The 22068-nt window shown below is 71.2% G+C and carries 22 protein-coding genes; 16 read left to right on the top strand and 6 right to left on the bottom strand.

What is annotated here, in order from left to right:
- Window positions 1-40: 40 nt before the first annotated feature.
- The 3 genes from C4V41_RS27885 (at window position 41) to C4V41_RS27875 (ending at window position 1177) form a co-directional block, all read left to right on the top strand.
- On the top strand, window positions 41-214 hold the full coding sequence (locus C4V41_RS27885; protein WP_200824272.1) for a hypothetical protein: 174 nt from the start codon (window positions 41-43) through the stop codon (window positions 212-214).
- A 41-nt stretch (window positions 215-255) separates the two neighbouring features.
- Window positions 256-672, top strand: a complete 417-nt coding sequence (locus C4V41_RS27880; RefSeq protein ID WP_103958923.1) for a RidA family protein — start codon at window positions 256-258, stop codon at window positions 670-672.
- A 166-nt stretch (window positions 673-838) separates the two neighbouring features.
- Window positions 839-1177 carry a hypothetical protein gene (locus C4V41_RS27875; RefSeq protein WP_146103808.1) on the top strand — a complete coding sequence of 113 codons (339 nt, stop codon included), beginning with the start codon at window positions 839-841 and terminating at the stop codon, window positions 1175-1177.
- 70 nt (window positions 1178-1247) lie between these two features.
- Here the strand turns inward: C4V41_RS27875 and C4V41_RS27870 are convergent, their stop codons facing one another.
- Window positions 1248-1793 (bottom strand): mycothiol transferase, encoded by a 546-nt coding sequence (locus C4V41_RS27870; RefSeq protein WP_235030421.1) that lies wholly within the window; start codon window positions 1791-1793, stop codon window positions 1248-1250.
- Between the two features lie 173 nt (window positions 1794-1966).
- Between C4V41_RS27870 and C4V41_RS27865 the strand changes: the two genes are divergently transcribed.
- Genes C4V41_RS27865 through C4V41_RS27850 form a run of 4 tightly spaced genes read left to right on the top strand, consistent with a single transcriptional unit; the run spans window position 1967 to window position 8240 of the window.
- A complete protein-coding gene (locus C4V41_RS27865; RefSeq protein WP_103958920.1) occupies window positions 1967-3733 on the top strand; it encodes an ATP-binding protein in 1767 nt (588 codons plus the stop codon).
- A gap of 9 nt (window positions 3734-3742) precedes the next feature.
- Window positions 3743-4882, top strand: coding sequence for an exonuclease SbcCD subunit D (locus tag C4V41_RS27860; RefSeq protein ID WP_103958919.1), 1140 nt, complete (start codon window positions 3743-3745; stop codon window positions 4880-4882).
- Entirely contained in the window at window positions 4882-7302 is a 2421-nt protein-coding gene (locus tag C4V41_RS27855; protein WP_103958918.1) for an AAA family ATPase, read from the top strand. Before C4V41_RS27860 ends, C4V41_RS27855 begins: the two co-directional genes overlap by 1 nt.
- Entirely contained in the window at window positions 7299-8240 is a 942-nt protein-coding gene (locus tag C4V41_RS27850) for a hypothetical protein (protein WP_103958917.1), read from the top strand. The genes C4V41_RS27855 and C4V41_RS27850 overlap by 4 nt, the downstream gene beginning before the upstream one ends.
- Here the strand turns inward: C4V41_RS27850 and C4V41_RS65400 are convergent.
- Window positions 8237-9703: a protein kinase domain-containing protein gene (locus C4V41_RS65400; RefSeq protein WP_103958916.1), complete on the bottom strand. Its 1467-nt coding sequence runs from the start codon at window positions 9701-9703 to the stop codon at window positions 8237-8239. The genes C4V41_RS27850 and C4V41_RS65400 overlap by 4 nt on opposite strands.
- On the bottom strand, window positions 9697-11340 hold the full coding sequence (locus C4V41_RS27840) for a serine/threonine-protein kinase (protein WP_103958915.1): 1644 nt from the start codon (window positions 11338-11340) through the stop codon (window positions 9697-9699). Before C4V41_RS27840 ends, C4V41_RS65400 begins: the two co-directional genes overlap by 7 nt.
- Window positions 11341-11464: 124 nt before the next feature.
- Between C4V41_RS27840 and C4V41_RS27835 the strand changes: the two genes are divergently transcribed.
- The gene (locus C4V41_RS27835; protein WP_103958914.1) at window positions 11465-12124 is read left to right on the top strand and encodes a class I SAM-dependent methyltransferase; all 660 of its coding nucleotides are present in this window, start codon (window positions 11465-11467) and stop codon (window positions 12122-12124) included.
- A gap of 484 nt (window positions 12125-12608) precedes the next feature.
- Window positions 12609-13007 (top strand): hypothetical protein, encoded by a 399-nt coding sequence (locus tag C4V41_RS27825; RefSeq protein ID WP_103958912.1) that lies wholly within the window; start codon window positions 12609-12611, stop codon window positions 13005-13007.
- 699 nt (window positions 13008-13706) lie between these two features.
- On the opposite strand, the gene C4V41_RS27820 is transcribed toward C4V41_RS27825, so the two are convergent.
- Window positions 13707-14288 (bottom strand): CGNR zinc finger domain-containing protein, encoded by a 582-nt coding sequence (locus tag C4V41_RS27820; RefSeq protein WP_235030420.1) that lies wholly within the window; start codon window positions 14286-14288, stop codon window positions 13707-13709.
- A 92-nt stretch (window positions 14289-14380) separates the two neighbouring features.
- Here C4V41_RS27820 and C4V41_RS27815 point away from each other — a divergent pair, with 92 nt between their 5' ends.
- From C4V41_RS27815 to C4V41_RS27805, 3 genes are all read left to right on the top strand, one after another.
- Window positions 14381-15112 carry a metallophosphoesterase gene (locus tag C4V41_RS27815; RefSeq protein WP_103958910.1) on the top strand — a complete coding sequence of 244 codons (732 nt, stop codon included), beginning with the start codon at window positions 14381-14383 and terminating at the stop codon, window positions 15110-15112.
- Window positions 15113-15184: 72 nt separating this feature from the next.
- A complete protein-coding gene (locus C4V41_RS27810; protein WP_103958909.1) occupies window positions 15185-15793 on the top strand; it encodes a LysE family translocator in 609 nt (202 codons plus the stop codon).
- Between the two features lie 337 nt (window positions 15794-16130).
- On the top strand, window positions 16131-16421 hold the full coding sequence (locus C4V41_RS27805) for a YciI family protein (RefSeq protein WP_103959249.1): 291 nt from the start codon (window positions 16131-16133) through the stop codon (window positions 16419-16421).
- Here C4V41_RS27805 and C4V41_RS27800 read toward each other — a convergent pair.
- Both C4V41_RS27800 and C4V41_RS27795 read right to left on the bottom strand, forming a co-directional pair.
- Complete coding sequence (locus tag C4V41_RS27800; protein ID WP_103958908.1) at window positions 16418-17611, bottom strand: sensor histidine kinase; 1194 nt, start codon at window positions 17609-17611, stop codon at window positions 16418-16420. The genes C4V41_RS27805 and C4V41_RS27800 overlap by 4 nt on opposite strands.
- The gene (locus tag C4V41_RS27795; RefSeq protein ID WP_103958907.1) at window positions 17608-18264 is read right to left on the bottom strand and encodes a response regulator transcription factor; all 657 of its coding nucleotides are present in this window, start codon (window positions 18262-18264) and stop codon (window positions 17608-17610) included. Before C4V41_RS27795 ends, C4V41_RS27800 begins: the two co-directional genes overlap by 4 nt.
- Before the next feature lie 151 nt (window positions 18265-18415).
- On the opposite strand from C4V41_RS27795, the gene C4V41_RS27790 reads away from it, so the two are divergent.
- Genes C4V41_RS27790 through C4V41_RS27775 form a run of 4 tightly spaced genes read left to right on the top strand, consistent with a single transcriptional unit; the run spans window position 18416 to window position 22012 of the window.
- The gene (locus tag C4V41_RS27790) at window positions 18416-18943 is read left to right on the top strand and encodes a hypothetical protein (RefSeq protein WP_103958906.1); all 528 of its coding nucleotides are present in this window, start codon (window positions 18416-18418) and stop codon (window positions 18941-18943) included.
- Entirely contained in the window at window positions 18943-20076 is a 1134-nt protein-coding gene (locus tag C4V41_RS27785; RefSeq protein WP_103958905.1) for an efflux RND transporter periplasmic adaptor subunit, read from the top strand. Before C4V41_RS27790 ends, C4V41_RS27785 begins: the two co-directional genes overlap by 1 nt.
- Window positions 20073-20792, top strand: coding sequence for an ABC transporter ATP-binding protein (locus tag C4V41_RS27780; protein ID WP_327537472.1), 720 nt, complete (start codon window positions 20073-20075; stop codon window positions 20790-20792). Before C4V41_RS27785 ends, C4V41_RS27780 begins: the two co-directional genes overlap by 4 nt.
- On the top strand, window positions 20792-22012 hold the full coding sequence (locus tag C4V41_RS27775) for an ABC transporter permease (protein ID WP_235030419.1): 1221 nt from the start codon (window positions 20792-20794) through the stop codon (window positions 22010-22012). Before C4V41_RS27780 ends, C4V41_RS27775 begins: the two co-directional genes overlap by 1 nt.
- The last annotated feature ends 56 nt before the right edge of the window (window positions 22013-22068 follow it).

Below are 22068 nucleotides of genomic sequence, written 5' to 3'. Positions count from 1 at the left end.
CTTGGTTGACACGCCGGTCGTTCGTGGATGCGGATCTTGCGTGGCGGAGCTCGCCGATCGGGCGGGCATGACCGAGATCGAGTGCATCGAGGAGGGCGGGACCGCGCCCACCGTCGCGCCGCTCCGGCACCTGGCCGCCGCGTTGGACGCCGAGGTGCGGCTCACCGCCGGGCACGATCTGGGGCCGGTCCGGTCCGAGGCTCACGCCGCTTAATCAGAGGCGTCCGGGCTGCCGGTGGTGGTAGGAAAACGTCCATGACCACAGGCGTTCGACTCATTCGCAGTGACCAGCTCACCCAGCAGGTCGACTACGCCTACGCGGCGGTCGTCGACGCGCCCGTGCGCAGTGTCTGGGTGGCCGGCGCTTGTCCGCTCGACATGGACGGCAAGACCGTGGCCGCCGGGGACTATGCCGGGCAGGCGCATCAGGTGATGAAGAATCTCGTGACGGCCCTCGAAGGGGCGGGGGCGTCGTTGACCGATGTCGTCAAGACGACCGTTTATGTGGCCTCTGGCAACCGGCCCGATCTGGTGGCCGCCTGGCAGGTGTATCGGGAGTACATGAAGGAGCACGACGTGCCCAGTACGTTGCTCGGCGTGACCGTGCTGGGGTACGACGATCAGCTCGTCGAGGTTGAGGCGGTGGCGGTTATTTCCGGTATTTCGGACTGAGGGGGCAGGCCGGAGAGCGGTTGCTCTTTGTCCAATGTCCAGAGTCGGAGGCTCGGACAAAGAGCGGTGGGGCGGGCGGTGTCGCTGGTGGCAACGTGGCAGGAGCACCCGGTGCGGGAAGCCACCGGGAATCCATGACCACCACCAGAGGGGAATTCTCATGTCCATGAGCGCTCATATGGCCGGTCTGCGCAACCGTGCGGCGGTCGTCGCCGCCGCCTCCGTCGTCACCGCCGGCCTGGGGGTCGGGGTCGGCGCCACGCCGGCCTCGGCGGACGTCCATCGGGGTGTGGCCGGGTGCTTCGCCTGGTCCTGGGGGGACGGGAACACCTCGGTGACCGTCTACTGGAGCAACCGGTGCAAGACGACCCACAAGCTCAAGATCAAGTACAGCCTCGGCTGGACCACCAAGAACTACACGGCGGTGGTCGGCGGTAAGGACAAGGGGCACAAGAGGTTCCAGACCGCGTCCATCGTGTCCATCAAGGACGGCGGCCGGGCCTAGAGGGCAGCCGGGCCCAAGGCCGGCCGGGCCAGAGGGCAGCCGGGCCAAGGTCGGCTGGGCCTGAAGGGCGTCAGCCCGGCTGCGGCGGGTCCTCGCCCACCAGGCCGTCGATCACCTCGCGGAACAGGTCCGCGTGGCCGACGTGCCGGGCGTATTCGTCGTGGAGGTCCACCAGGAAACGGCGCACGTTGGGTGAGCGGCCGTCGGCGGTGGTGAATCCGGCGAGCCGGTCGAGGCCGCCGTCGGCCAGCACCTTGGCCACGGCGGCCCGGGTGCGGGCGGCGGCCTCCCGCCAGCGGGTGTAGAGCTCGTCGGGGGTGTCATCGGCGGCGGACGCCCATTCCCAGCCGTTGTCGGCGGTGTCCCAGGGCGGCGGGGGCCGCTCCCCGAACAGGCGCCAGGTCGCCGTCTCCTCCTCGACCCTGGTCAGGTGCTTGATCAGCCCGGCCAGGGTCATCGCGCTCGGCGGGTGCGGCCGGGTCAGGGCGGCGGCGTCGAGGCCGCCGGTCTTCCAGGCGAACGTGGCACGGGAGCGGTCGAGGGCGAACAGCAGCATCTCGACTTCGCCGGCGGTCAGGGACGGCTCGTGGATGATGGTGTCGTCGGTCGCGGTCATGGCCAGCATGTTAGGGGTGGGCCCTGACATTTCCGCGGCCGAGGCGCTCACCACGAACAGGGCAGCTTAAGGCATGCCTCCGACATTTTCGCCAGCCGTCCTCAGCCTGCTCCGGAACCCCTCAAGCGCCGCTACGCTCGCTAGGAACGGCATGTGTGGGGGCGGAGGGATCAGTGACGGTCAACGGGGCCGCGAGCCAGGAGACGCCACAGGCTGCGCCTGTGGCCGGTGAGGCGGTCGGGCGGGTGCTGGGCACGCAGGCGGCCTCGCCCCTGTCGTTCTGGATCGGCCTGGAGCCCGGCAAGGTCGTCCAGCTCGACGACGTGGTGGTCACCAGGCGCGACGTGCCCGGCTACGGGCCGGTGCTGGTGGCGGGTGTGGTGACGGCCGTGGAGGCCAGGCACGAGGGCGCCGCGTACGACTCCGACGTCTTCCTCATCGCCGACGGCGCCCTGCCTGCGGCCGTGGTCGAGGTGGCCGAGGTGCGGGTGACCAGGGTCGAGCCGGAGGTCTTCGTGCCGCCGCTGCCCGGCGCCAAGGTGCACCTGGCCAGTGCCGGCGACCGCGACCAGGCGCTCTATTTCGACGTGATGGACCGGCGCATCCCCCTCGGCATGGGGCGCGACGGGCAGCCGCTCTACGTCAACTTCGACTTCCTCGACGGCACCCGCGGCGCGCACGTGTCGATCTCCGGCGTGTCGGGTGTGGCCACCAAGACCTCGTTCGCGACGTTCCTGCTCTACTCGATCTTCAACTCGGGGGTGCTGCAGCAGGAGGCGGCCAACACCAAGGCGCTGATCTTCTCCGTCAAGGGCGAGGACCTGCTCTTCCTCGACCACGACAACACCCGGCTCGACGAGCGGGCCCGCTCCGTCTACGCCGGTCTGGGGCTGCCGGCCCGGCCGTTCGGCAGTGTGCACGTCTTCGCCCCGCCCAGGCCCAACGACCCCAACGGCGTGCCGCACGTCTCCGCCCGCACCCACGGGGTGAGCGCGTTCTACTGGACGCTGGTCGAGTTCTGCGAGGAGGAGCTGCTGCGGTTCGTCTTCGCCGACGCCGACGACGAGCGGGCCGGCTACTCGCTGCTGGTGGGGCAGGTCGCCGCCCGGCTGAAGGCGTGGGCCCAGCCGGTCGGCGACGGGGGCGCGGTGATGGTGCGCGGCACCGCCTGCCGTACCTTCACCGACCTGGTCGAACTGCTGTCGGACCAGCTCCAGGACGAGGCCGAGCGGCACGAGTGGACCGGCGCGCAGACCCCGCTCGGCACCGTCAACGCGTTCCTGCGCCGGCTCCGCAGCGGCGTGCGCGCGCTCTCGCCGATCATCCGCGGCGACCTGCCGTTCTTCCGCAGCCACTCCGTCAAGACCTCCGACGCGCAGGTCTCCATCGTCGACCTGCACAACCTGCCGGAGCGGGCGCAGCGGTTCGTGGTGGGCGTGGTGCTGCGCGGCGAGTTCCACCGCAAGGAGTCCGCGGGCACGGCCAAGCCGCTGCTGTTCGTGGTGCTCGACGAGCTGAACAAGTACGCTCCGCGCGAAGGCGACTCCCCGATCAAGGAGATCCTGCTCGACGTGGCCGAGCGGGGCCGCTCGCTGGGCGTGATCCTCATCGGCGCCCAGCAGACCGCCTCCGAGGTGGAGCGCCGCATCGTCGCCAACAGCGCCGTACGCGTCGCGGGCCGCCTGGACCCGGCCGAGGCCATGAGGTCCGAATACGGCTGGCTGCCCACGGCGGTACGGGAACGCGCCACCATCGCCAAACCGGGCACCATGTTCGTGGCCCAGCCGGAGATCCCGGTGCCGCTGGCCGTCGCGTTCCCGTTCCCCGCCTGGGCCACCCGCCCGTCGGAGGCCGCGACCCAGACGGTCAAGGGCAAGGGCCCGGCGGATCCGTTCCAGGGGCTGCCCGGCGTCGTCGAAGAGGACATTCCGCCGTTCTGAGGGGGTTTTGTGAAGATCCTGCACACCGCGGACTGGCACGTGGGCAAGGTGCTCAAGGGCCGCCCGCGCTTCGAGGAGCACCGCGCGGTGCTGCGTGAGCTCTACACCGCCGCCCGCACCCACGACGTCGACGCCGTCATCGTGGCCGGAGACCTCTTCGACACCTCCGCCCCGACGCCGGAGGCCCAGTCGCTGGTCCTCAACGTGCTCATGGCCCTGCGCGGTGACGGCCGCGACGTGATCGTGCTCGCCGGCAACCACGACAACCCGCAGCTCCTGGAGGTCTACCGGCCGGTGCTGGGCAAGCTGGGCATGCATGTGGTGGGCACGTTCCGCCGCCCCGACGCGGGCGGCACGCTGGCGTTCACCGCGCGTTCCGGCGAGTCCGTACGGCTGGGCGTGCTGCCGTTCCTCTCGCACAGATACGTCGTACGCGCCGGCGAGGTGCTGACCGGCACCGCCGCCGACCACAACCGCGACTACGCGGCCCGCATCTCCGAGCTGATCGGCGCGCTGACCGACGGCTTCCAGGGCGACACCGTCAACCTGATCACCACCCACGGCACGCTGCCCGGCGGCGGGTTCGGCGGCGGCGAGCGCGAGTCGCAGTCGATCTTCTCCTACTACTTCGAGCCGACCGCGTTCCCGACCTCGACCCAATACGCCGCGCTCGGCCACCTGCACCGCCGCCAGCAGATCCCGGGCCCCTGCCCGATCTGGTACAGCGGCTCGCCCCTCGCCGTCGACTTCGGCGAGGAGGGCAACACCCCGGGCGCGCTGCTCGTGGAGGTCGAGCCGGGCCGCCCGGCCGTGGTGACGGAGCTGACGTTCAGCTCGGCCCGCAAGCTGCGCACGGTGCGCGGCACGCTGGAGCAGTTGGAGGGCCTGGAGGCGGGTGACGACTGGCTCAAGGTGATCGTGGAGGAGAAACCCCGGGTCGGGCTGTCCGACGACGTACGCGACCTGCTGCCGGGCTCCGTTGACGTCGTGCTGGACGAGCGGTTCCGACCCGTGCCCGCCACGCGCCAGGGCGGCACGGCCGGGCGCAGCCCGCGCGAGCTGTTCCGCGAATACCTCACCGCCACCGGGCGCCACGACGAGCAGGTGGCCACGCTGTTCGACCGGCTCTACGACGAGGTGAGCGGCTGATGCGTCCCCTGCTCCTGCACCTCGACCACTTCGGCAGCTTCCGCGAGCCGGTGAGCGTCGACTTCTCCGACACCGAATACTTCGCCCTGGTGGGGCCGACCGGCGCGGGCAAGAGCACGATCATCGACGCGATCTGCTTCGCCCTCTACGGCACCGTCCCCCGCTGGGGCAAGGAGAACATCATCGCCCACGCCCTGGCGCCGTCGGCGAGCGCGGGCAAGGTGGCGCTGGTGTTCGAGAGCGAGGGGCGGCGCTACGGCGTGGTCCGCTCCATGGTGCGCGACGCCAAGGGCGCGGTGCGCACCAAAGAGGCCAGGATCGACGAGCTGGATCCGGCCGAACCGCTGGAGAGCGCATACGACGCGGTGGTCAAACCCCTGGCCGAGGGCGAGAACGTCACCCCCGAGGTGCAGCGGGTGACCGGCCTCGAATACCGGTTCTTCACCCAGTGCGTGGTGCTGCCGCAGGGGCGCTTCGCCGAGTTCCTGCACGCCGCGCCGCGCGAGCGGCAGGACCTGCTGGTGCAACTGCTCGACGCCGACGTCTACGAGCTGATCAGGCAGCAGGCCGTACGCGAGGAGGAGAGCGCCAAGCAGGCCGCCTCCTTCGCCCGCGACCAGCTCGCCCGGCTGTCGGGCGCGTCGGAGGAGGCCGAGCGGGAGTTGTCCGACCGGCTGGCGGCGCTGCGGCGGCTGGCCGGGACCATCGACACCGACCTCGACCTGCTGCGCGCCCGCGAGGCCGACATTCAGCGCGCCGACCAGGAGCGGGCCTCCGTGGCCGAACGACAGTCGGTGCTGTCGTCGCTGCGCATGCCGGACGCGGTGCCCACCCTGGCCACGGCCCGGCGCACGGCCGCCGACGCGATCGACGGGCTGAGCGCCGACGTGGCGGGGCTGGAGGCCGACGAGCACGAGGCGTACGAAGCGCTGGCCGCCCTGGGTGATCGCGCGGAGCCGCTGGCGGCGCTGGCCGCCCTGGACGCCCGCGACCGCCTGACCACCGAGGCCGCCCGCGCCAAGACCGACGCCGCCAGGGCGGCCACCTCACTGGAGGGCCTGGCCGGCGAGCTGACCACGGCGGAGCAGGCGCTGGCCGGCGCCGAACGCGAGCGCGAACGGCTGCGCGACGCCCACGCCGCCGCCGACCTGGCGCAGCGCGTGACGGCGGGGGAGCCGTGCCCGGTCTGCCTGCGTACGCTCTCGGAAACGCCGCATCACGGCCCGCTCGCCGGCCTCGGCTCGGCCGACCGCGCGCTGTCGGGCGCCCGCGATCGGGCGGCCCGCGCCAGGTCGGCGCACACCAAGGCCGAGACGTCGGCGACGATGCTCGCCACGCAGGCCACCCGGCTGGAGTCCGAGCTGGCCGCGCTGCCCGCCCCGGGCGACCGGGCCGCGCTCGAAGCGGCGCTGGCCGCGATCGCCAAGGCCGGCGAGGTGGCCGGCGAGGCGCGCACGGCGGCACGGGCCGCCCGCGCGAAGCTCGACCGGGCGCGCGCCGAGGTCCAGCGGATCGAGCGCCAGGCCGAGAGCGCCTGGAACACCCTGCAGTCCGTCCGCGACCGCCTGCTCGTCTCCGGCCCGCACGACGACCCGCCGCCACCCTTGACGCGCGGCGACCTGCACGTGGCCTGGACCGAGCTGCTCGGCTGGCGCGACCGTGCCGCCCAGGCCGCCAAAGCGGCGCTGACCGAGCGCGAGCAGGAGCTCGAACAGGCCCGCGGCCGGCTCGCCCAGGAGCGCCACAGGCTGGGCGAACGCCTGGCCGAACACGGCGTCACCCTGCCGCGCGAGGCGACGCCCGACCAGTTCGGCGCCGCCGTCGCCGGATCGGTCGCCCGCGTCGAAGGAGCACTCGAACGCGTCAAGGAAGACCGCAGGCGCGCCGCCGAGCTCGACAAGGCCGCCGCCCAGAAGGAGCACGAGGCCAAGGTCGCCCACGAGCTGGCCCTGCGCCTGCGCGCCAACGCCTTCGAACGGTGGTTGTGCGCCGAGGCCCTGGCCATCCTGGTCGCCACCGCCTCCGAGACGCTGCGCGAGCTGTCCGGCGGCCAGTACGAGCTGGCCCTCAGCGACCGGACCGGCGACATCGAGGTCATCGACCACAGCGAGGCCGGCCTGCGGCGCAACGCCCGCACACTCTCCGGCGGCGAGACCTTCCAGGCCGCGCTCGCCCTGGCGCTGGCGCTGTCCGGGGCCGTCGCCAGGGGCCTGGACGCGATCTTCCTCGACGAGGGCTTCGGCACCCTCGACCCCGCCACCCTCGACACCGTCGCCACCACCCTCGAACGCCTGGCCACCGGCGGCGAACGCATGATCGGCGTGGTCACCCATGTCCCGGCGCTGGCCGACCGGGTGCCGGTACGCTTCGAGGTCAGGCGTGACGCCAAGGGCTCACACGTGCGGAAGGCGGCTCTTTGACAGGCTTCACCGTCGACCCGTGGGATCCGGGATACGCCGCGGCCCTCGCGGTCGAGGCGCTGTCCGAACTCGGGTCCACCAGTGCCGAGCTGGTCCTCGACATCGAGTGCCCGGCCGCCGACTGGAAGCCGGTCACCCCCGGACCCGATGCCAGTGCGCCGGAGACGCTGCTGGTCGCGGACGGTGTGCGCAGGATCGACGCGCGTGTCTGGGTGCACGACGCGGGCGCGGCGATGCCCGTTCCCGGGATCGCCGCCTCCTACGCGGCCGGGATCGTACGCTGCGGCCCCGAGGGCGCCGATCTGGCCGAGATCGAGGTCAACAGGACACTGATCTCCGCCTCGCCGAACACGCCCGAGGTCAAGACGCCGCACGCCGTGTTCCGGCCGAGCAAGGCCGCCGACTCCAGCTTCGAGGAGCTGTCGCTGGCGCTGCAGCGGCAGGTCACCCAGTTGGAGGTGGATCTGGCCGTGCGGCACCGGACCAGGAGCGACGATCTGCTGCTGGTGGACGGGCCGTTGCGGGGGCGCACCCATCTGCCGCGGACGGTCGGCTACGTCAAGACCCACCACGCCGCCTACCTGCCGTCGCCGCAGGCGGGGGTGGTGGGGGCGCTGGGTTCCGGGCAGCGCACACCGGTGTTCCTCATGGGCACGAGCTGGCGGCGGCACGCCTGGTACCTCCGGCTTCCCGTCCAGTCGACGGCGCCGTGGGCGGGCATCGCGCGCTGCGAGGCCGGGGCCGATCTGGATCCGGCCGAGGTGGTACGGCTGGCCGACTCGCTGACGCTGGCCCTGCCGGCGCTGGCCGGGGTCGACTACAAGGACCCGCGCGCGCCGCAGAACCTGGTGCCGATCGGTGGGCTGGAGAAGCTGCTACGGCATCATTTGGGTGATCCGCGCCTGCTGTATCGGGCGCTGCGGACGGCCGCGCGTTAGCCGCCCGCGTCGAAGTCGCAGATGGTCACCGTGAAGCTGCGGCGGAGCTTGTTGGGGCTGAAGACCTCGAAGACGACGTTCTGCGGGCCGCCCTTCTTCCACACGATGGAGGGCAGCAGGGGTCTTCTGTCCCCCGGGCCCACCATGGCGCCCTGGCTCTGGCCGTTGAGATACCAGCGGTAGCTGTACTGGCCGGTGGCCGTGACGTTGGCCCAGATGTTGGTGTCGTAGGGCCAGCAGGAGCCGCCGTCCCTGATGCCTTCGTACTCGAACGACACCGCCTTCACGCCGCCCGCCGTCGTGGGTTTGGCGGTGGTGGGTTTCGACGTCGGTTTCTTGGTGGTGGGGGTGCTGGGTTCCGCTTCGGTTGGGGTGGTTGACGGGCTGGCTTTGGGGGTCTCGCGGGTCTTGGTGGGGCGGGGGCGCAGGGCCCTGGCGGTCTCCTTCGGGGCCTTGACCTGGCTCGATGCTGCAGGGGTCGAGGCGGGGATCATCGCGGTGGTGTCTCGGCCCGGCCAGAGGGGCGACCAGGCCAGGGCGGCCACGACGCCGCCGGTCACGACGACGGCCGCCGCCGCGCCGCCGGCCATGAGCACCCCGTTGCGCCGCCGCCGGACGGGGCCGGTCTGGAGGGCGGCGATCGCACGGTCCTGACCTGGGTGCGCAGGTGGCCTCATGGGTCCGGGCGGGGGCGCGCTGGGGGCAGGACGGGCGCCGATGAGCTGGAAGAGGACGTCCTGCATGGCGGGGCGGGCGTCGGGGTTCTTGTTCAGGCAGGCGTACACGATCGAGCGGAGCGGCTCGGGGACCTCGCCGAGGTTCGGCTCCTCGTACTGGATCCTCCTGAGCACCGCCGGTAGGGAGTCGTTGCCGAACGGCGGGGCGCCGATGGCGGCGTACACCATGACCGATCCCCACGCGAACACGTCCACGGCCGGTCCCGCCGGCGCGCCCAAGAACTGCTCGGGCGCCATGTACGCGGGCGTCCCCACCACACTGCTGGTACGCGTCAGCGCGGCGTCCATCGCCCGGGCGATGCCGAAATCGATCACGCGCGGCCCGTCACGCCCGAGCAGCACGTTGTGCGGCTTGAAGTCCCGGTGCACGACGCCGGCCCGGTGCACGGCGGCCAGGGCGGTGGCCGTCGCGACCGCCAGCCGCTGCAGGTCGGCACCGCTGTGGCGGCCCGCCTGATGGAGGGAGGGGCCTTCGACGTACTCGGTCACGATGTACGGCCGCGCGCCCAGCGAGGCGTCGAGCACCTGCGCGATGCAGAACGGCTCCACCCGCCGCGCCGCCGCGATCTCCTTCTCGAACCGGCCGTCACCGGGCACGCCCTCGCGCAGCACCTTGACGGCGACGCGGGTGCCGTCGGGGGCGGTGGCCAGGTAGACCACGCCCTGACCGCCCTCCCCGAGCTGCTTGACGACCCGGTACGGGCCGATGGCCTCGTCCATCACCATGTCGGCATGGCGCAGACGTTGAAGTTCAGGGTCTTCTGCGTCACGGACGGCGAGGTGACCTTGAGGGTGAGGCTGTGGCGGCCGGCCTTGAGCATGTACTGGCCGGAGCTCACGAACGCCGTGTACACGTCCGCCGACACCCAGTTCTTCCGCTGCCCGAGCGACTTGCCGTCGAGAATCCACGCGGAGGAGACCCAGATCTCCCGTTTGGTCGTCTCCACGTAGGTCTGGAAGCCGACCGGGGGCATGTAGCAGCCGGACCCCTGCTCCTGGCCGGGGCCGCCCTTCATCTCGATCTCCAGAATGCCGGCCCTGGCGCTCACCACGGGCTTCTTGGTGGTACGGACGGGGGTGGGGCTGGGGCGTTTGGTGGTGCGCGCGGGGGTCGGCGTGGACGCGGCCGTGGTCTTCGGTGTGGTGGGCTTCGCGGTGGTCGGCCGGGTGGTGGGTTTCTTGGTCGGTTTGGTGGACTTCGGGGAGGTGGTGGCCTTCGTGCCTTTGGTGCTCTTCGTGGTGGAAGGGCTCGGGGAGGTGAGGGCGAGGGTGGCTGTGGTGGGGTCGCCGGGGTTGGACGAGAACCACACGGCACCCGCCACGAGCGCCGCCACCATGATCCCGGACACGCTGACGCTCACTGCCACAGGCAGCCCGACCCGCCGCCCACCGGCCCTGCGTCCGGGCATCGGCCCTTGACCCGGCATAGGTCCTCGGCCTGGCATCGGACCTGGGCCTTGGCCTGGCATTGGTCTCATCCCAGGACCTGGCATCGGGCCCTGGCCGGGCATCGGCCCGGTACCGGGACCCGTCCCTGGCCCCTGCCCCGGTCCCGACATATAGCCCTGCCCCGGCATGGGGTTCTGGCCACTCAGCAGCCGCAGGATCACATCCCGCATCGTCGGCCGGTTGCGCGGATCCTTGGCCAGGCAGTCGTACACGATCGACCGCATCGGATGCGGCAGATCACCCAGCTGAGGTTCGTTGTTCAGGATCCGGTTGATGATCGCGGGCAGCGTGTCCTGCCCGAACGGCGGCGTACCCGTACCCGCCCAAACCATCACCGACGCCCAGGCGAACACATCCGCCTGCGGCCCCACCTGATGCCCCCCCAACTGTTCGGGAGCCATGTACGCGGGCGTCCCCACGATCCCGCTCGTATGCGTGACCGCCTCGTCCAGGGCCCGGGCGATGCCGAAGTCGATGACGCGGGGCCCGCCCGGCCCGAGCAGCACGTTCGCGGGCTTGAAGTCCCGGTGCACGATGCCCGCCTCGTGGATGGCGGCCAGCGCGGTGGCCGTCGCGACCGCCAGCCGCTGCAGGCCGGCACCGCTGTGGCGGCCCGCCTGCTGCAACGAGGGGCCTTCGACGTACTCGGTCACGATGTACGGCTGCGCGCCCAGCGAGGCGTCGAGCACCTGCGCGATGCAGAACGGCTCCACCCGCCGCGCCGCCGCGATCTCCTTGGCGAACCGCTCGTCGAACCCGGTGCCTTCCCGCAGCACCTTGACCGCCACGGCCCGCCCGTCGGGTCCCTGCCCGAGGTACACGGTGCCCTGCCCGCCCGCGCCCAGCCGGCCGAGCAGTCGATATGTCCCTACCGCCGGCGGATCATCCTCCCGCAGCGGTTCAACGTGCGCCATGAGAGAAGTGACTCCTGAGACGGGTGCGGCGGATCTTTACGTACGATAGCGACTCATTTCTGGATTTGTAGTGAAGTTACCGAGTCGTCGGAAACCTTCCTGTCACGGCCGTAGGGTGAGGATCATGCCCCTGACCACGGACGCCGAGCTCGAGCGGTCCACGGTGGTGGCCAACCGCCTGATGAACCGCGAACGCCGCCTCCGCGCCTACGACCGCGAACTCGGCATCGACACCCTCGACGTGCTCCGCGCCGCCATCGGCCCTCGACCGGCCCGCTGGCTGGATCTGTGCTGCGGGGCCGCGTACGCGCTCGGCGAGGCCGCCCACCTGCTCGGAGACGACGCGGAGATCGTCGGCGTGGACCTGGTCGACTTCTTCGCCTGCCGCCCGAACCCGCCACGCCTGAACCTGACCACCGCCTCCGTCACCACGTGGCGTCCGGAAGCCCCGTTCGACCTGATCACCTGCGTCCACGGCCTGCACTACGTCGGCGACAAACTCGGCCTCCTTAGCAGGGCCACGAACTGGCTCACGGAGAACGGCCTCCTCGTCGCCAACCTCGACGCCCACTCCATCCGCCTCCCGGACGGCACCCCGGCGGGCCGCCGCCTCACGGCTGCGTTGCGCTCACAGGGACTGACGTACGACGCCCGTACCAAGAGAATCCGCTGCCACGGCCCCCGGACGATCAACTTCCCTTACCGCTACCTCGGCGCAAACGACCAGGCAGGCCCCAACTACACCGGCCAGCCCGCCGTCGACTCCCACTACACCCCGGCCTGAAGCCGGGGACGAGCGACCAGGCACACGCTGATCACTGACGGGGCCAAGGGAAGCGTCCAAGACAGACACCTGACACGACCCGCCCCTGCACCCTCCGCACCCCGTGACACGACCGACTCCCGAGCCGTCCACCCCCTGAGCCGTCCGCGCCTCCTGGGTCGCCCCGCGTTCCGTGAGCCGTCCGCCCCCTGAACCCCACCGAGTTCGCCCCCGATCTGCGTCTGGACTGCTCCTCCACCCCGACCACCCCTCAGCTCTCACCCTTCACCCGAAACTGTCGGTCCCCTCTGCCAACCTGATCCCCAGATCTTCGCGCCCAGGCGCAGGAAACCGTCCAAGCAGACAAGGAGCACGGCCATTTTCGCGCCGCCCTCGTGAACCTCATCCTGGTCTCCCCGATCCTGGTACTCGGCCCCTATGTAGCCGATCAGCACCTCGGCGGAGCCCCGGCCTGGTCGGCACCCGCTGGCGGCCCGCACGCCCGATGGTGGCCGCGATCCTGATCCTTCTGCTGACGGCCCCACTCCCGGCCCTGCTCGCGCTGCCCGCCGACGTCTGGCTCCTCGCGATCGCGGGCATCGGCTCCGGCCTGCAACTGGTCATCTACAACGTCCTCCAGACGACCACCATTCAGCAGCAGGTCCCGGAGGCGTTCCTGGCGCGGGCGACCTCGGTGACCATGCTGGGCTCCCTCGTGGCGGCCCCCCTCGGAATGGGCCTGGCCGGCCCCGCCGCAACGGCCTTCGGCACCCGACCGCTCCTCCTGGCCTGCGCCGGATTCGCCCTGGCCTTAACCGCCGCCACACTGCTGATCCCGGCCGTGTGGCGAATCAAACCTCCCACCGCCACCCCACAGCGCACCCCCGAACCCGCCCACCCCTGAAGCCTGAGACAACACAGCGCCTCCTCAACGAGACATGGGGACGGGCTGAGACGTCCAAACCAGGCGACGCTTGCGAGACAAACGGTCCGGTCAGGAGCGGCCGTGGCGTCGGTGCCGGCGGTGCGTCGGCGCGGGTCGTGCTACTGGGACCCGGCTGGCTGTCAGGGCGTGCCACGCGCTGGGCTCGGCGGCGCGGTCAGGACAGGCGGTGCAGTCAAGATCGGCAGAGCGTCAGGACAGGCAGGGCGGTCAGGATCGGCGGCGCGGCCAGGGAGCGGCCGAGGTGCCGGTGCTGGTAGTGCGTCGAGTGGGCCGTGCCGTCAGGACCTGGCCGAGGTTTCGCGGCGTGCCGTTGTGGGGCACCGGCGCGGCGGAAACGGCCGAGGTGTTGGGCGGGCCGTGTGGTGGGACCGGCGTGCGGCGAAATCGGACAAGGGTGCCGACGTGAGACGTGCGATCGGGACCGGCGGTGCCGCTACGAGAAGTCATGCGGCCCGGGAGAGAGCGGTGCCGCTGCGCAGCGGTGCGACTGGGGGAAGTCGTGCGCTCAGGGCAGTCCTTTGGTGCGCATGCCGTGTCGCCTGGACGGCCGTGCGGTCAGGGCATGTTCTGTGATCTGCATGCTGTGTCGTCTGGATAGCCGTGTCGCCTGGATGGCCGTGTCGCCTGGATGGCCGTGTTGCCTGGATGGCCGTGTGGTCAGGGTGAGTCGTCGGTTGTGCGGTGGCGTTGGTAGTGGCGGGCTGCGCGTGCCCGGTTGCCGCAGGATGGTTTGCACCATTCCTGCCGGCCGTGGCTCTTGAGGAAATACCGCACGCAACGTGGCGCACTACAAGCCCGCAACTGCTCCCGCCCAGGCCCGGACAGAAAGTCGATGGCCGCCCGAGCCAGCCCCGCCAGTAGGCGCACCCGTACATCCTGTTCGGGCGAGAGCATTCGGGTCCGTGGTGCCCCGTCCGCTGGCCAGTCGAGGAGGGGGACGACCGGTTCGCGGGCGGCCACGGCGTTGAGGTGTGCCAGTGCCTCCTCCACCGGCATCAGCCGGTGCGCGTCGGCGCGGCTGGATGGCGCCGGGCTGACCACTCGGGCGAACAGCGCCCGCACGGCCCGGCGTAGCGCGACGATCTCGACCCTGAGCGCCTCGTCCATGGGCGGCTCGGGCAGATCACTCTGCTGCTGGAGCCAGCGGGCCGCCCCCTGGAGCGTGGACAGGTCATCGGCAACACCACCATCACCGTCGTGCCGGATCGTGCTCGCCAGTGCCAAGGCCGGCTCCGCCACCACACCTCTCCCTCCTGCTTGCCCAATTCCCACCTACACTCTATGTTCTCTAACGGTAAATTAACATTAGCCGTTAGAAGGAGAGTCGGCAGATGACGCTACTGCTCGCCCAGATCAGTGACCTGCACCTGGACGGCACCGAACGGGCGACCAGTCGCGCCGAGCGGATCATGGAGTATCTGCGGCCCCTGCCGATCGACGCCCTCCTGGTCACCGGTGACATCGCCGACCACGGCGCCGAGGCCGAGTACGAGGAGGCGGCTCGCCTCCTGGCCGCCCCCTTCCCCGTGCTCACCTGCCCCGGCAACCACGACATCCGCCCCGCCTACCGCAAGGCCCTGCTCGGCCGGCCACCCCGTGACGCCCCGATCAACGAGGTCCACCACGTCGCCGGCACCGCGATCCTGATGTGCGACTCGACCATCCCCGGCCGCGACGAGGGCCTGCTGGACGCCGCCACCCTCGCCTGGATGGACGACACCCTGTCCCACCTGGACACACCGGCCCTGATCGCCTTCCACCAGCCGCCCGTACGGCTCCACCACCCGCTGCCCGACTCCGGCCGCCTCCAGGATGAGGACCGGCTGGCCGCCCTGCTCGAAGCCCATCCCCACGTCGTCGCCGTCCTCACCGGCCACGCTCATACGGCGGCCGCCTCCACGTTCGCCGGCCGGCCGCTGATCGTCGGCCCGGCCGTCACCTGGACCCTGCGCCTGCCCTGGGAGGGAGAGCACCCCGCCGACCGCGCCCAGCCCCCTGGCCTCGCCTTCCACGTCCTGGACGACGAGCGCCGCCTGACCACCCACTACCGCGTCGTGCTCTGAAACCGATGATCCACCCGTACGCCGCCGTTGTGAGGTTCCTGTGATGCACCCCTACGCCGTCGCGGACTTTCGGTGATCCACCCGTATGCCGTCGCGGGCTTCCTGCTCGCGATCCTGCCCCTGATCGCCGCCCCGGGAGCCAGCCTGACCCTGCTGGTCGGCCAGGTCACCACCGGCGGCCGCCGCCGGGCCGCGCCCGTCATCCTCGGTACGGTCACCGGCCTGTACGTGCACGCCACCCTGGCCATGGCCGGCCTGTCGGCCCTGGTCATGCACTCCAGCCAGGCGTTCACCACCGTCAAGCTGGCCGGCGCCGCGTACCTCATCGGCCTCGGCATCTGGACCTGGCGCTCCACCACCCCGACGCGCGCCCGCCGGCAGCGTTCGGGTTCCCCTTATGTTCAGGCCCTGCTCTCCAACGTCCTCAACCCGAAGGCCGCCTCCATCTACCTGACCCTGGTGCCGCAGTTCGTCGCACCGGAGAGCCCGTTGACCGGTCAGATCCTCACTCTCGCCACCGCTCACGCCCTCCTGATGGTGGTGTGGCTGCTCACCTGGGCCTTCCTCATCCACCGGGCGGCCCACGTCCTGCGGCGCCCCTGGTTCAGGCAGGCGATCGCCAAAGCCGCCTCGGTGGTGCTGGTGATCCTCGGCCTCCGCACGGCCGCCACCCTCGGCTAGTCCTATATTCGCCATGACTCTCCCTCTCCGCCGCACTTCGGCGGGGTCCTTCTGAAGAAAGAGGGAGGTGGAGAGGCCGGTTCGCCTGCGGCGATTCAGCACGTGTGGAGTACGAGGCATGCGGCCGCCACCCTCGGCCGGCGGCCGATATTCGGTGGATGTCCGACGCGCTCGATTGGTGGGCCGTCGCCCCGGATGGTGTCCGTCATGCTCGGATTGCGCTCGTGGCCCCCCGAATGGTGCCCGTTATGATCGGACTGCGCTCGTCGTCTCTGGGATAGCGCCCGTCGCTCCCGGTATGGCGCTCGGCATGCGCGGATGGCGGGAGAATGGCGGCATGTTGCACGTGCTGCTGGTGCGCTACACCGCTCCGATCGACCAGGTGAGCCCTCATGTGCCGGGTCACGTGACCTACCTGGAGCGCCGGCACGCCGACGGTACGTTCCTGCTGTCCGGTCAGACGGTCCCCGGCGACCTCGGCGGCGTGATCCTGGCCGTCGGTCCCCGGGAACACGTGGAGCGGGTGGCGGCCGAGGATCCGTTCGCGGTGGCGGGCGTGGCCGCGTACGAGATCGTCACCGTCGAGCCGGGGCGGATCCGCGACGACCTGCGCGCGCTGCTCGGCTAGTCGCGGGCCCGGGGCAGGGCCGCGACCACGACCAGCCCCCCGCCGTCCCGGGGCCAGGCCCGGATGTCGCCGCCGTGCGCCACCGCCACCGACCGGACGATCGACAACCCCAGCCCCGCACTGGTCCCCGTCACCGTCCGCTCCGTCCCGAGTCGATGGAACGGCTTGAACAGCAGCGGAACGTCGTACGGCGGCACGCTCGGCCCCGTGTTGCTGACCTCGACCTCCACCCGGCCCTCGGACACGGTACGGCTCACCACCCGCACCCACCCGGTCCCGTCGTCCAGGTTGTACCGGATGCCGTTCTCGACCAGGTTGTGCACGAGCCGTTCGAGCAGCAGCGCGTCCCCGGTGGTGGGGGCCTGGGCGCTGACCTCGTACACGCTGACCTTCGCGTCGGCGGCGTCGCGCTCGGTGTGCGCGATCACGTGCGTGACCACGTCGGCCAGATCGACCGGCGACCGTTCCGCGATCTCCTGCTCCGACCTGGCCAGCAGCAGCAGGCCGCTGATCAGGCGTTCGTGGCGGGTGTTGATCTCCAGCAGGCTCTCGCCCAGCTCCTTGACGTCGGACGAGGCGGTACGCCGGTGCATGGCCAGCTCGACCAGCGCCCGGTTGAGCGTGAGGGGAGTGCGCAGCTCGTGGGAGGCGTTGGCGACGAACCGGCGCTGCCCGTCGAAGGAGTGGTCGAGCCGCTCCACCATGGTATCGAAGGTGTCGGCCAGATCCTTGACCTCGTCGGCGGGCCCCTGCAGCGCGATCCGCTCGTGCAGGCCGCGCTCGGCCATGGGCGCGGCGGCGATCTTGCGGGCCGTGGCGGTGACCAGGTGCAGCGGGGCCAGTACGCGGCCGGCGACCACCCAGCCGAGTCCGACGGCCGCGCCCCCGACCACGACGAGCGCGATCGCGCCCTGGGAGAGCAGTGAGGTGATGGCGACGCCGCGCAGCTCCTCCTCCTGCTGCCGCAGCCAGTTGATCGCATCCTGGCCCCGCAGCTCGACGCCGCCCTTCTCGATGAAGATCAGGTTCTTGGTCTTGCCGGGCTCGGCGGCGTACCGGCTCTCGAAGCTCCGGTTGAGCTGCTGGTTGAACAGGAAGTACGTGACACCGAGCAGGGTCAGCCCGGCGAGGAAGAACAGGGCGCCGTAGACGAGGGTGAGCCGCAGCCGCAGCGTCGGACGTACTTTCATGCGATGCGGTAGCCGACTCCCGGCACGGTCTCCACGACCGGCGGGTCGGCGAGCTTGCGGCGCAGTTTGAGTATGGTGAGCCGGACCGCGCCCGTGAACGGGTCGGCGTGCTCGTCCCACGCCTTCTCCAGGAGCTGCTCGGCCGAGACGACGTTCCCGCCGGCCCGCATCAGCTCGGTCAGGACGGCGAACTCCTTCTTCGATAACGGTACGAACCGCCCGTTCCTGAACACCTCCCTGCGCGCCGGATCGAGCGTGATCCCGGCCCGCCGCAGCACGGGCGGCACGGCCGGCCGTGAGCGCCGGCCCAGCGCCAGGACCCGGGCGGCCAGCTCGGGAAAGGCGAACGGCTTGGACAGATAGTCGTCGGCCCCCAGGGACAGCCCGGTCACCCGGTCGTCGAGCTGGGCGGCGGCCGTGAGCATGAGCACCCGCGCGTCGCGCTCCGACGCGACCAGCTCCTTGCACACCTCGTCACCGTGGACGCGCGGCAGGTCCCGGTCCAGCACGACCACGTCATAGTCGTTGACCGCGATCCGTTCCAGCGCGGCCTCGCCGTCGTGTGCCAGGTCGACCGCGTGGGTCTCCTCACGCAGCCATTCGGCAATCGCGTCGGCGAGCATGCGCTCGTCCTCAACCACCAGCACCCGCATGGCGCACCCAGGCCCTTCTTTCCGCTTACAAAGCCGAGTGTGACCTAGGGGGCATTTGGTCAAAATAAGCCGCCGATGGAAACGCTGAGGAAACAGCGCGGCCTATTGCATCTCCCCTCGAACGAGGTTCTCTCACCAGAGGAGAAGTTTCATGCGAGGACGAGTCCTCAGTGCGCTGGTCACGGCGCCGATCGCCCTATCCCTGCTCCTGAGCGGCTGCGGCTCGGGCGAGACCGCCGGGTCCGACGTCGCGTCGGTGAGCGGCACCGGCAACCAGGCCGCGGCCAGCGCCAAGCCGACCGAGGATCGGCAGGCCAAGGCGCTCAAGTTCGCGCAGTGCATGCGTGAGAACGGCGTGGACGTACCGGACCCGGAGCCGGACGGCAAGATGATGATGAAGTTCGACGGGAGCGTGCCGCAGGAGAAGGTCGAGGCGGCGCAGGAGGCCTGCAAGCAGTACGCCCCGAGCGGCCAGCGCCAGGGCGGCGGCGACCCCAAGGCGGCCGAGAACCTGCGCAAACTCGCCCAGTGCATGCGCGACAACGGCGTCGAGAGCTACCCCGACCCCGAGGGCGGCATGATGCGCATCACCGGCGAGGTCGGCAACGACCCCGACTTCAAGAGCGCGCAGGAGAAGTGCCAGAAGGAAGCCGCTGAGGCCGGTATGGGAGGTTCTTGATGGGGATGGCCACCCTCGATGGAAAGGCGGAGCCTGAGGCGACGCCGCCCCGGCAGCGCCGCCGCCGCGGCCGGGGCAGGCTGGTCGCCGGGCTGCTGGTCGCGGTGGCCGCCGCAGGGGGCGGGCTCGTGGCGGTGAACAGCGCGGGCCTGCTGAACGGAAGCGCCGGTCCGACGCGGTCGGCCAGCGCCCTGCCCCCGGCCACCACCCCGGTGACCAGGCAGACGCTGAACGACACCAGGGACGCCGACGGCGAACTCGGCTACGGCCCGGTGACCACGGCCGTCAGCCGGCAGCCGGGCACGATCACCTGGCTGCCTGACAGCGGCGCGACGATCTCGCGCGGCAAGTCGCTGTTCCGGGTGGACAACAAGCCGGTCATGCTCATGTACGGCGACACGCCCGCCTACCGCGACCTCAAGTCCGGTATGGAGGGCAAGGACGTGGAGAACCTGGAACGCAACCTGAGCAAACTCGGCTACGACGGCTTCACCGTGGACGACGAGTACACCTGGGACACGGCCCAGGCCGTCATGGAATGGCAGGACGACCGGGGCCTGGACGAGACCGGCGTGGTCGAGCTGGGCCGGGTCGTCTTCGCACCCGGCAAGGTCCGGGTGGAGAGCCTGGACACCGAGGAGGGCCAGCCGGCCACGCCCGGCCAGAAGATCCTGACCTATAGCGGCACGTCCAAGGTCATCACGGTGCAACTCGAGGCCGAGGACCAGCGGATGGCCAAGAAGGGCGCCAAGGTCGAGGTCACGCTGCCGGGCGGCAAGAGCGTCAAGGGCAAGGTCACCGAGGTGGCCACGGTCATCGTGCCGGGCGAGGGCCAGGACGCCGACCCGGAGACACGGGTGGAGGCGCTGGTGTCGATCGGCGCCGCCAAGGCGGCCAAGGGGCTGGACAAGGCGGCGGTGGACGTGACGTTCACGGCGTCGCAGCGCAAGGACGTGCTGACGGTGCCGGTCGCGGCGCTGGTGGCGCTGCAGGAGGGCGGGTACGGCCTGGAGATCATCGAAGGCGGCAAGTCCCGATATATCGGTGTCGAGACGGGATTGTTCGCCGGCGGCCGGGTCGAGGTCACCGGCGACGGGCTCACCGAGGGCATGACCGTGGGGATGCCGAAATGACGTACCCGATGATCGCCCTGACGGACGTGTCCAGGACGTACCCCGGAGGTGTGGCGGCGCTGCGATCCGTGTCGCTGCGGATCGAGCACGGCGAGCTCATCGCCATCGTCGGCCCGTCCGGGTCGGGGAAGTCGACCATGCTCAACGTCGTCGGCACCCTCGACCGGCCGTCCTCGGGCACCATCCAGATCGACGGGTACGACGTCTCCAAGCTGTCCGACGGCCAGCTCTCGGCGTTGCGCGCGACCACGATCGGATTCGTCTTCCAGTCCTTTCACCTGGCCGCGAAGATCCCCGCGCTGGACAACGTGGCCGACGGCCTCATCTACACCGGCCTCGGCCGGGCCGAACGGCGCCGCAGAGCAGCGGCGGCGCTCGAACGGGTCGGGCTCGGGCACCGCCTGGACCACGAGCCGCACGAACTGTCCGGCGGCGAACGGCAGCGCGTGGCGATCGCCAGGGCGGTGGCGGGCGAACCGCCGCTGCTCCTGGCCGACGAGCCCACCGGCGCGCTGGACTCGGTGTCGGGCGCGGGAGTGATGGAATTGCTGCACGAGCTGAACGCGAGCGGGACCACCATCGTGATCATCACGCACGACCGGGAGATCGCCGCCAGCCTGCCCCGGCAGGTACGCATGCGCGACGGCGAGATCATCTCCGACTCCGCGGCGGGGCCCGAGTCGTGGCCCGAGCCCGCACGATCCGGGGTGGCGTGATGGCGGTCACCGAGGTGGCGCGGCCGAAGCCGTCCCCGGCCAGGATGCGGCCGCGCGACGTGATGCGGGTCGGCGCGGTCGGCCTGCGAACCCGTCCGCTGCGAGCCTTCCTGTCCGCGCTGGGCATCGCCATCGGCATCGCGGCCATGGTCGGCGTGGTCGGGCTCTCGTCCTCCTCGGGCGCCGAGCTCGACCGCCAGCTCTCCGCGCTGGGCACCAACCTGCTCACCCTCTCGTCGGGCAGCACGCTCATGGGCGAGGCGGCGCTGATGCCGAAGGACGCGGAGGCCATGATCGAGCGGATCGGCCCGGTCGAGTCGGCCTCGTCGATCGGCAAGATCGCCGAGGCCAAGGTCTACCGCTCGGAGGAGATCCCGGAGGCCCAGACCGGCGGCCTCATCACCTACGCCGCCCGCCTCGACCTGCTCGCCGCGGTGGGCGCGAAGCTGCGCAACGGGACCTGGCTGAACGCGGCCACCGAACGCTACCCGGCCGCCGTACTCGGCTCGACCGCCGCCCAGCGGCTCGGCATCGGCGCGGCCGGGCCGGACGCGCAGGTCATCGTGGGCGGCGTGCGGTTCACGGTCGTCGGGATCCTGGAGCCGGTGGCGCTGGCCGCGGAGGTGGACACCGGCGTCATGATCGGCTGGCCCGTGGCGGAGGAGCGGCTGGGCTTCGACGGGCATCCGACCATCCTCTACACCAGGTCGGAGGAGGCCAAGCTGGAGTCGGTACGCCAGGTGCTGGCCGGCACGGCCAACCCCGAGGCGCCGAACGAGGTGGACGTCTCCCGCCCGTCCGACGCGCTGGCCGCCAAGCAGGCCACCAGCCAGGCGTTCGCGAACCTGCTGCTGGGCGTGGGGGCGGTCGCCCTGCTCGTGGGTGGGGTCGGGGTGGCCAACACCATGGTCATCTCGGTGCTGGAACGCCGCGCGGAGATCGGCCTGCGCCGCTCTTTGGGCGCGACCCGCGGCCAGATCCGCACCCAGTTCCTGGCCGAGTCGCTGCTGCTGTCGGCGATGGGCGGAGTCGGCGGGGTGCTGCTCGGTACGGGGGTCACGATGGGGTACGCGTTCTACAGCGGCTGGCCGTCCGTGGTGCCCGCGTGGGCCACGATCGGCGGCCTGGCGGCGACCCTGCTCATCGGCGCCATCGCCGGCCTCTACCCGGCCATCCGCGCCTCCCGCCTCTCCCCAACAGAAGCCCTGTCCACCCCTTGACGCCGGCCCGCGCTCGCCAGGGCGGGCGCGCGGCCCCCGTCCTCTCGTCCCGCCCT

The organism is Nonomuraea solani (assembly GCF_900108335.1).
Lineage (GTDB): Bacteria > Actinomycetota > Actinomycetes > Streptosporangiales > Streptosporangiaceae > Nonomuraea > Nonomuraea solani.
The sequence above is the reverse complement of the archived record's forward strand: the minus strand, read 5'-3'. Positions and strand labels throughout refer to the sequence as shown.

Coding starts and splice junctions, on each gene's coding strand:
- C4V41_RS27880 (WP_103958923.1), top strand. CDS start 256: ATGACCACAGGCGTTCGACTCATTCGCAGTGACCAGCTCACCCAGCAG.
- C4V41_RS27875 (WP_146103808.1), top strand. CDS start 839: ATGAGCGCTCATATGGCCGGTCTGCGCAACCGTGCGGCGGTCGTCGCC.
- C4V41_RS27870 (WP_235030421.1), bottom strand. CDS start 1,793: ATGACCGCGACCGACGACACCATCATCCACGAGCCGTCCCTGACCGCC.
- C4V41_RS27855 (WP_103958918.1), top strand. CDS start 4,882: ATGCGTCCCCTGCTCCTGCACCTCGACCACTTCGGCAGCTTCCGCGAG.
- C4V41_RS65400 (WP_103958916.1), bottom strand. CDS start 9,703: ATGGTGATGGACGAGGCCATCGGCCCGTACCGGGTCGTCAAGCAGCTC.
- C4V41_RS27840 (WP_103958915.1), bottom strand. CDS start 11,340: ATGGCGCACGTTGAACCGCTGCGGGAGGATGATCCGCCGGCGGTAGGG.
- C4V41_RS27835 (WP_103958914.1), top strand. CDS start 11,465: ATGCCCCTGACCACGGACGCCGAGCTCGAGCGGTCCACGGTGGTGGCC.
- C4V41_RS27825 (WP_103958912.1), top strand. CDS start 12,609: ATGGTGGCCGCGATCCTGATCCTTCTGCTGACGGCCCCACTCCCGGCC.
- C4V41_RS27815 (WP_103958910.1), top strand. CDS start 14,381: ATGACGCTACTGCTCGCCCAGATCAGTGACCTGCACCTGGACGGCACC.
- C4V41_RS27805 (WP_103959249.1), top strand. CDS start 16,131: ATGTTGCACGTGCTGCTGGTGCGCTACACCGCTCCGATCGACCAGGTG.
- C4V41_RS27800 (WP_103958908.1), bottom strand. CDS start 17,611: ATGAAAGTACGTCCGACGCTGCGGCTGCGGCTCACCCTCGTCTACGGC.
- C4V41_RS27795 (WP_103958907.1), bottom strand. CDS start 18,264: ATGCGGGTGCTGGTGGTTGAGGACGAGCGCATGCTCGCCGACGCGATT.
- C4V41_RS27790 (WP_103958906.1), top strand. CDS start 18,416: ATGCGAGGACGAGTCCTCAGTGCGCTGGTCACGGCGCCGATCGCCCTA.
- C4V41_RS27785 (WP_103958905.1), top strand. CDS start 18,943: ATGGGGATGGCCACCCTCGATGGAAAGGCGGAGCCTGAGGCGACGCCG.
- C4V41_RS27780 (WP_327537472.1), top strand. CDS start 20,073: ATGACGTACCCGATGATCGCCCTGACGGACGTGTCCAGGACGTACCCC.
- C4V41_RS27775 (WP_235030419.1), top strand. CDS start 20,792: ATGGCGGTCACCGAGGTGGCGCGGCCGAAGCCGTCCCCGGCCAGGATG.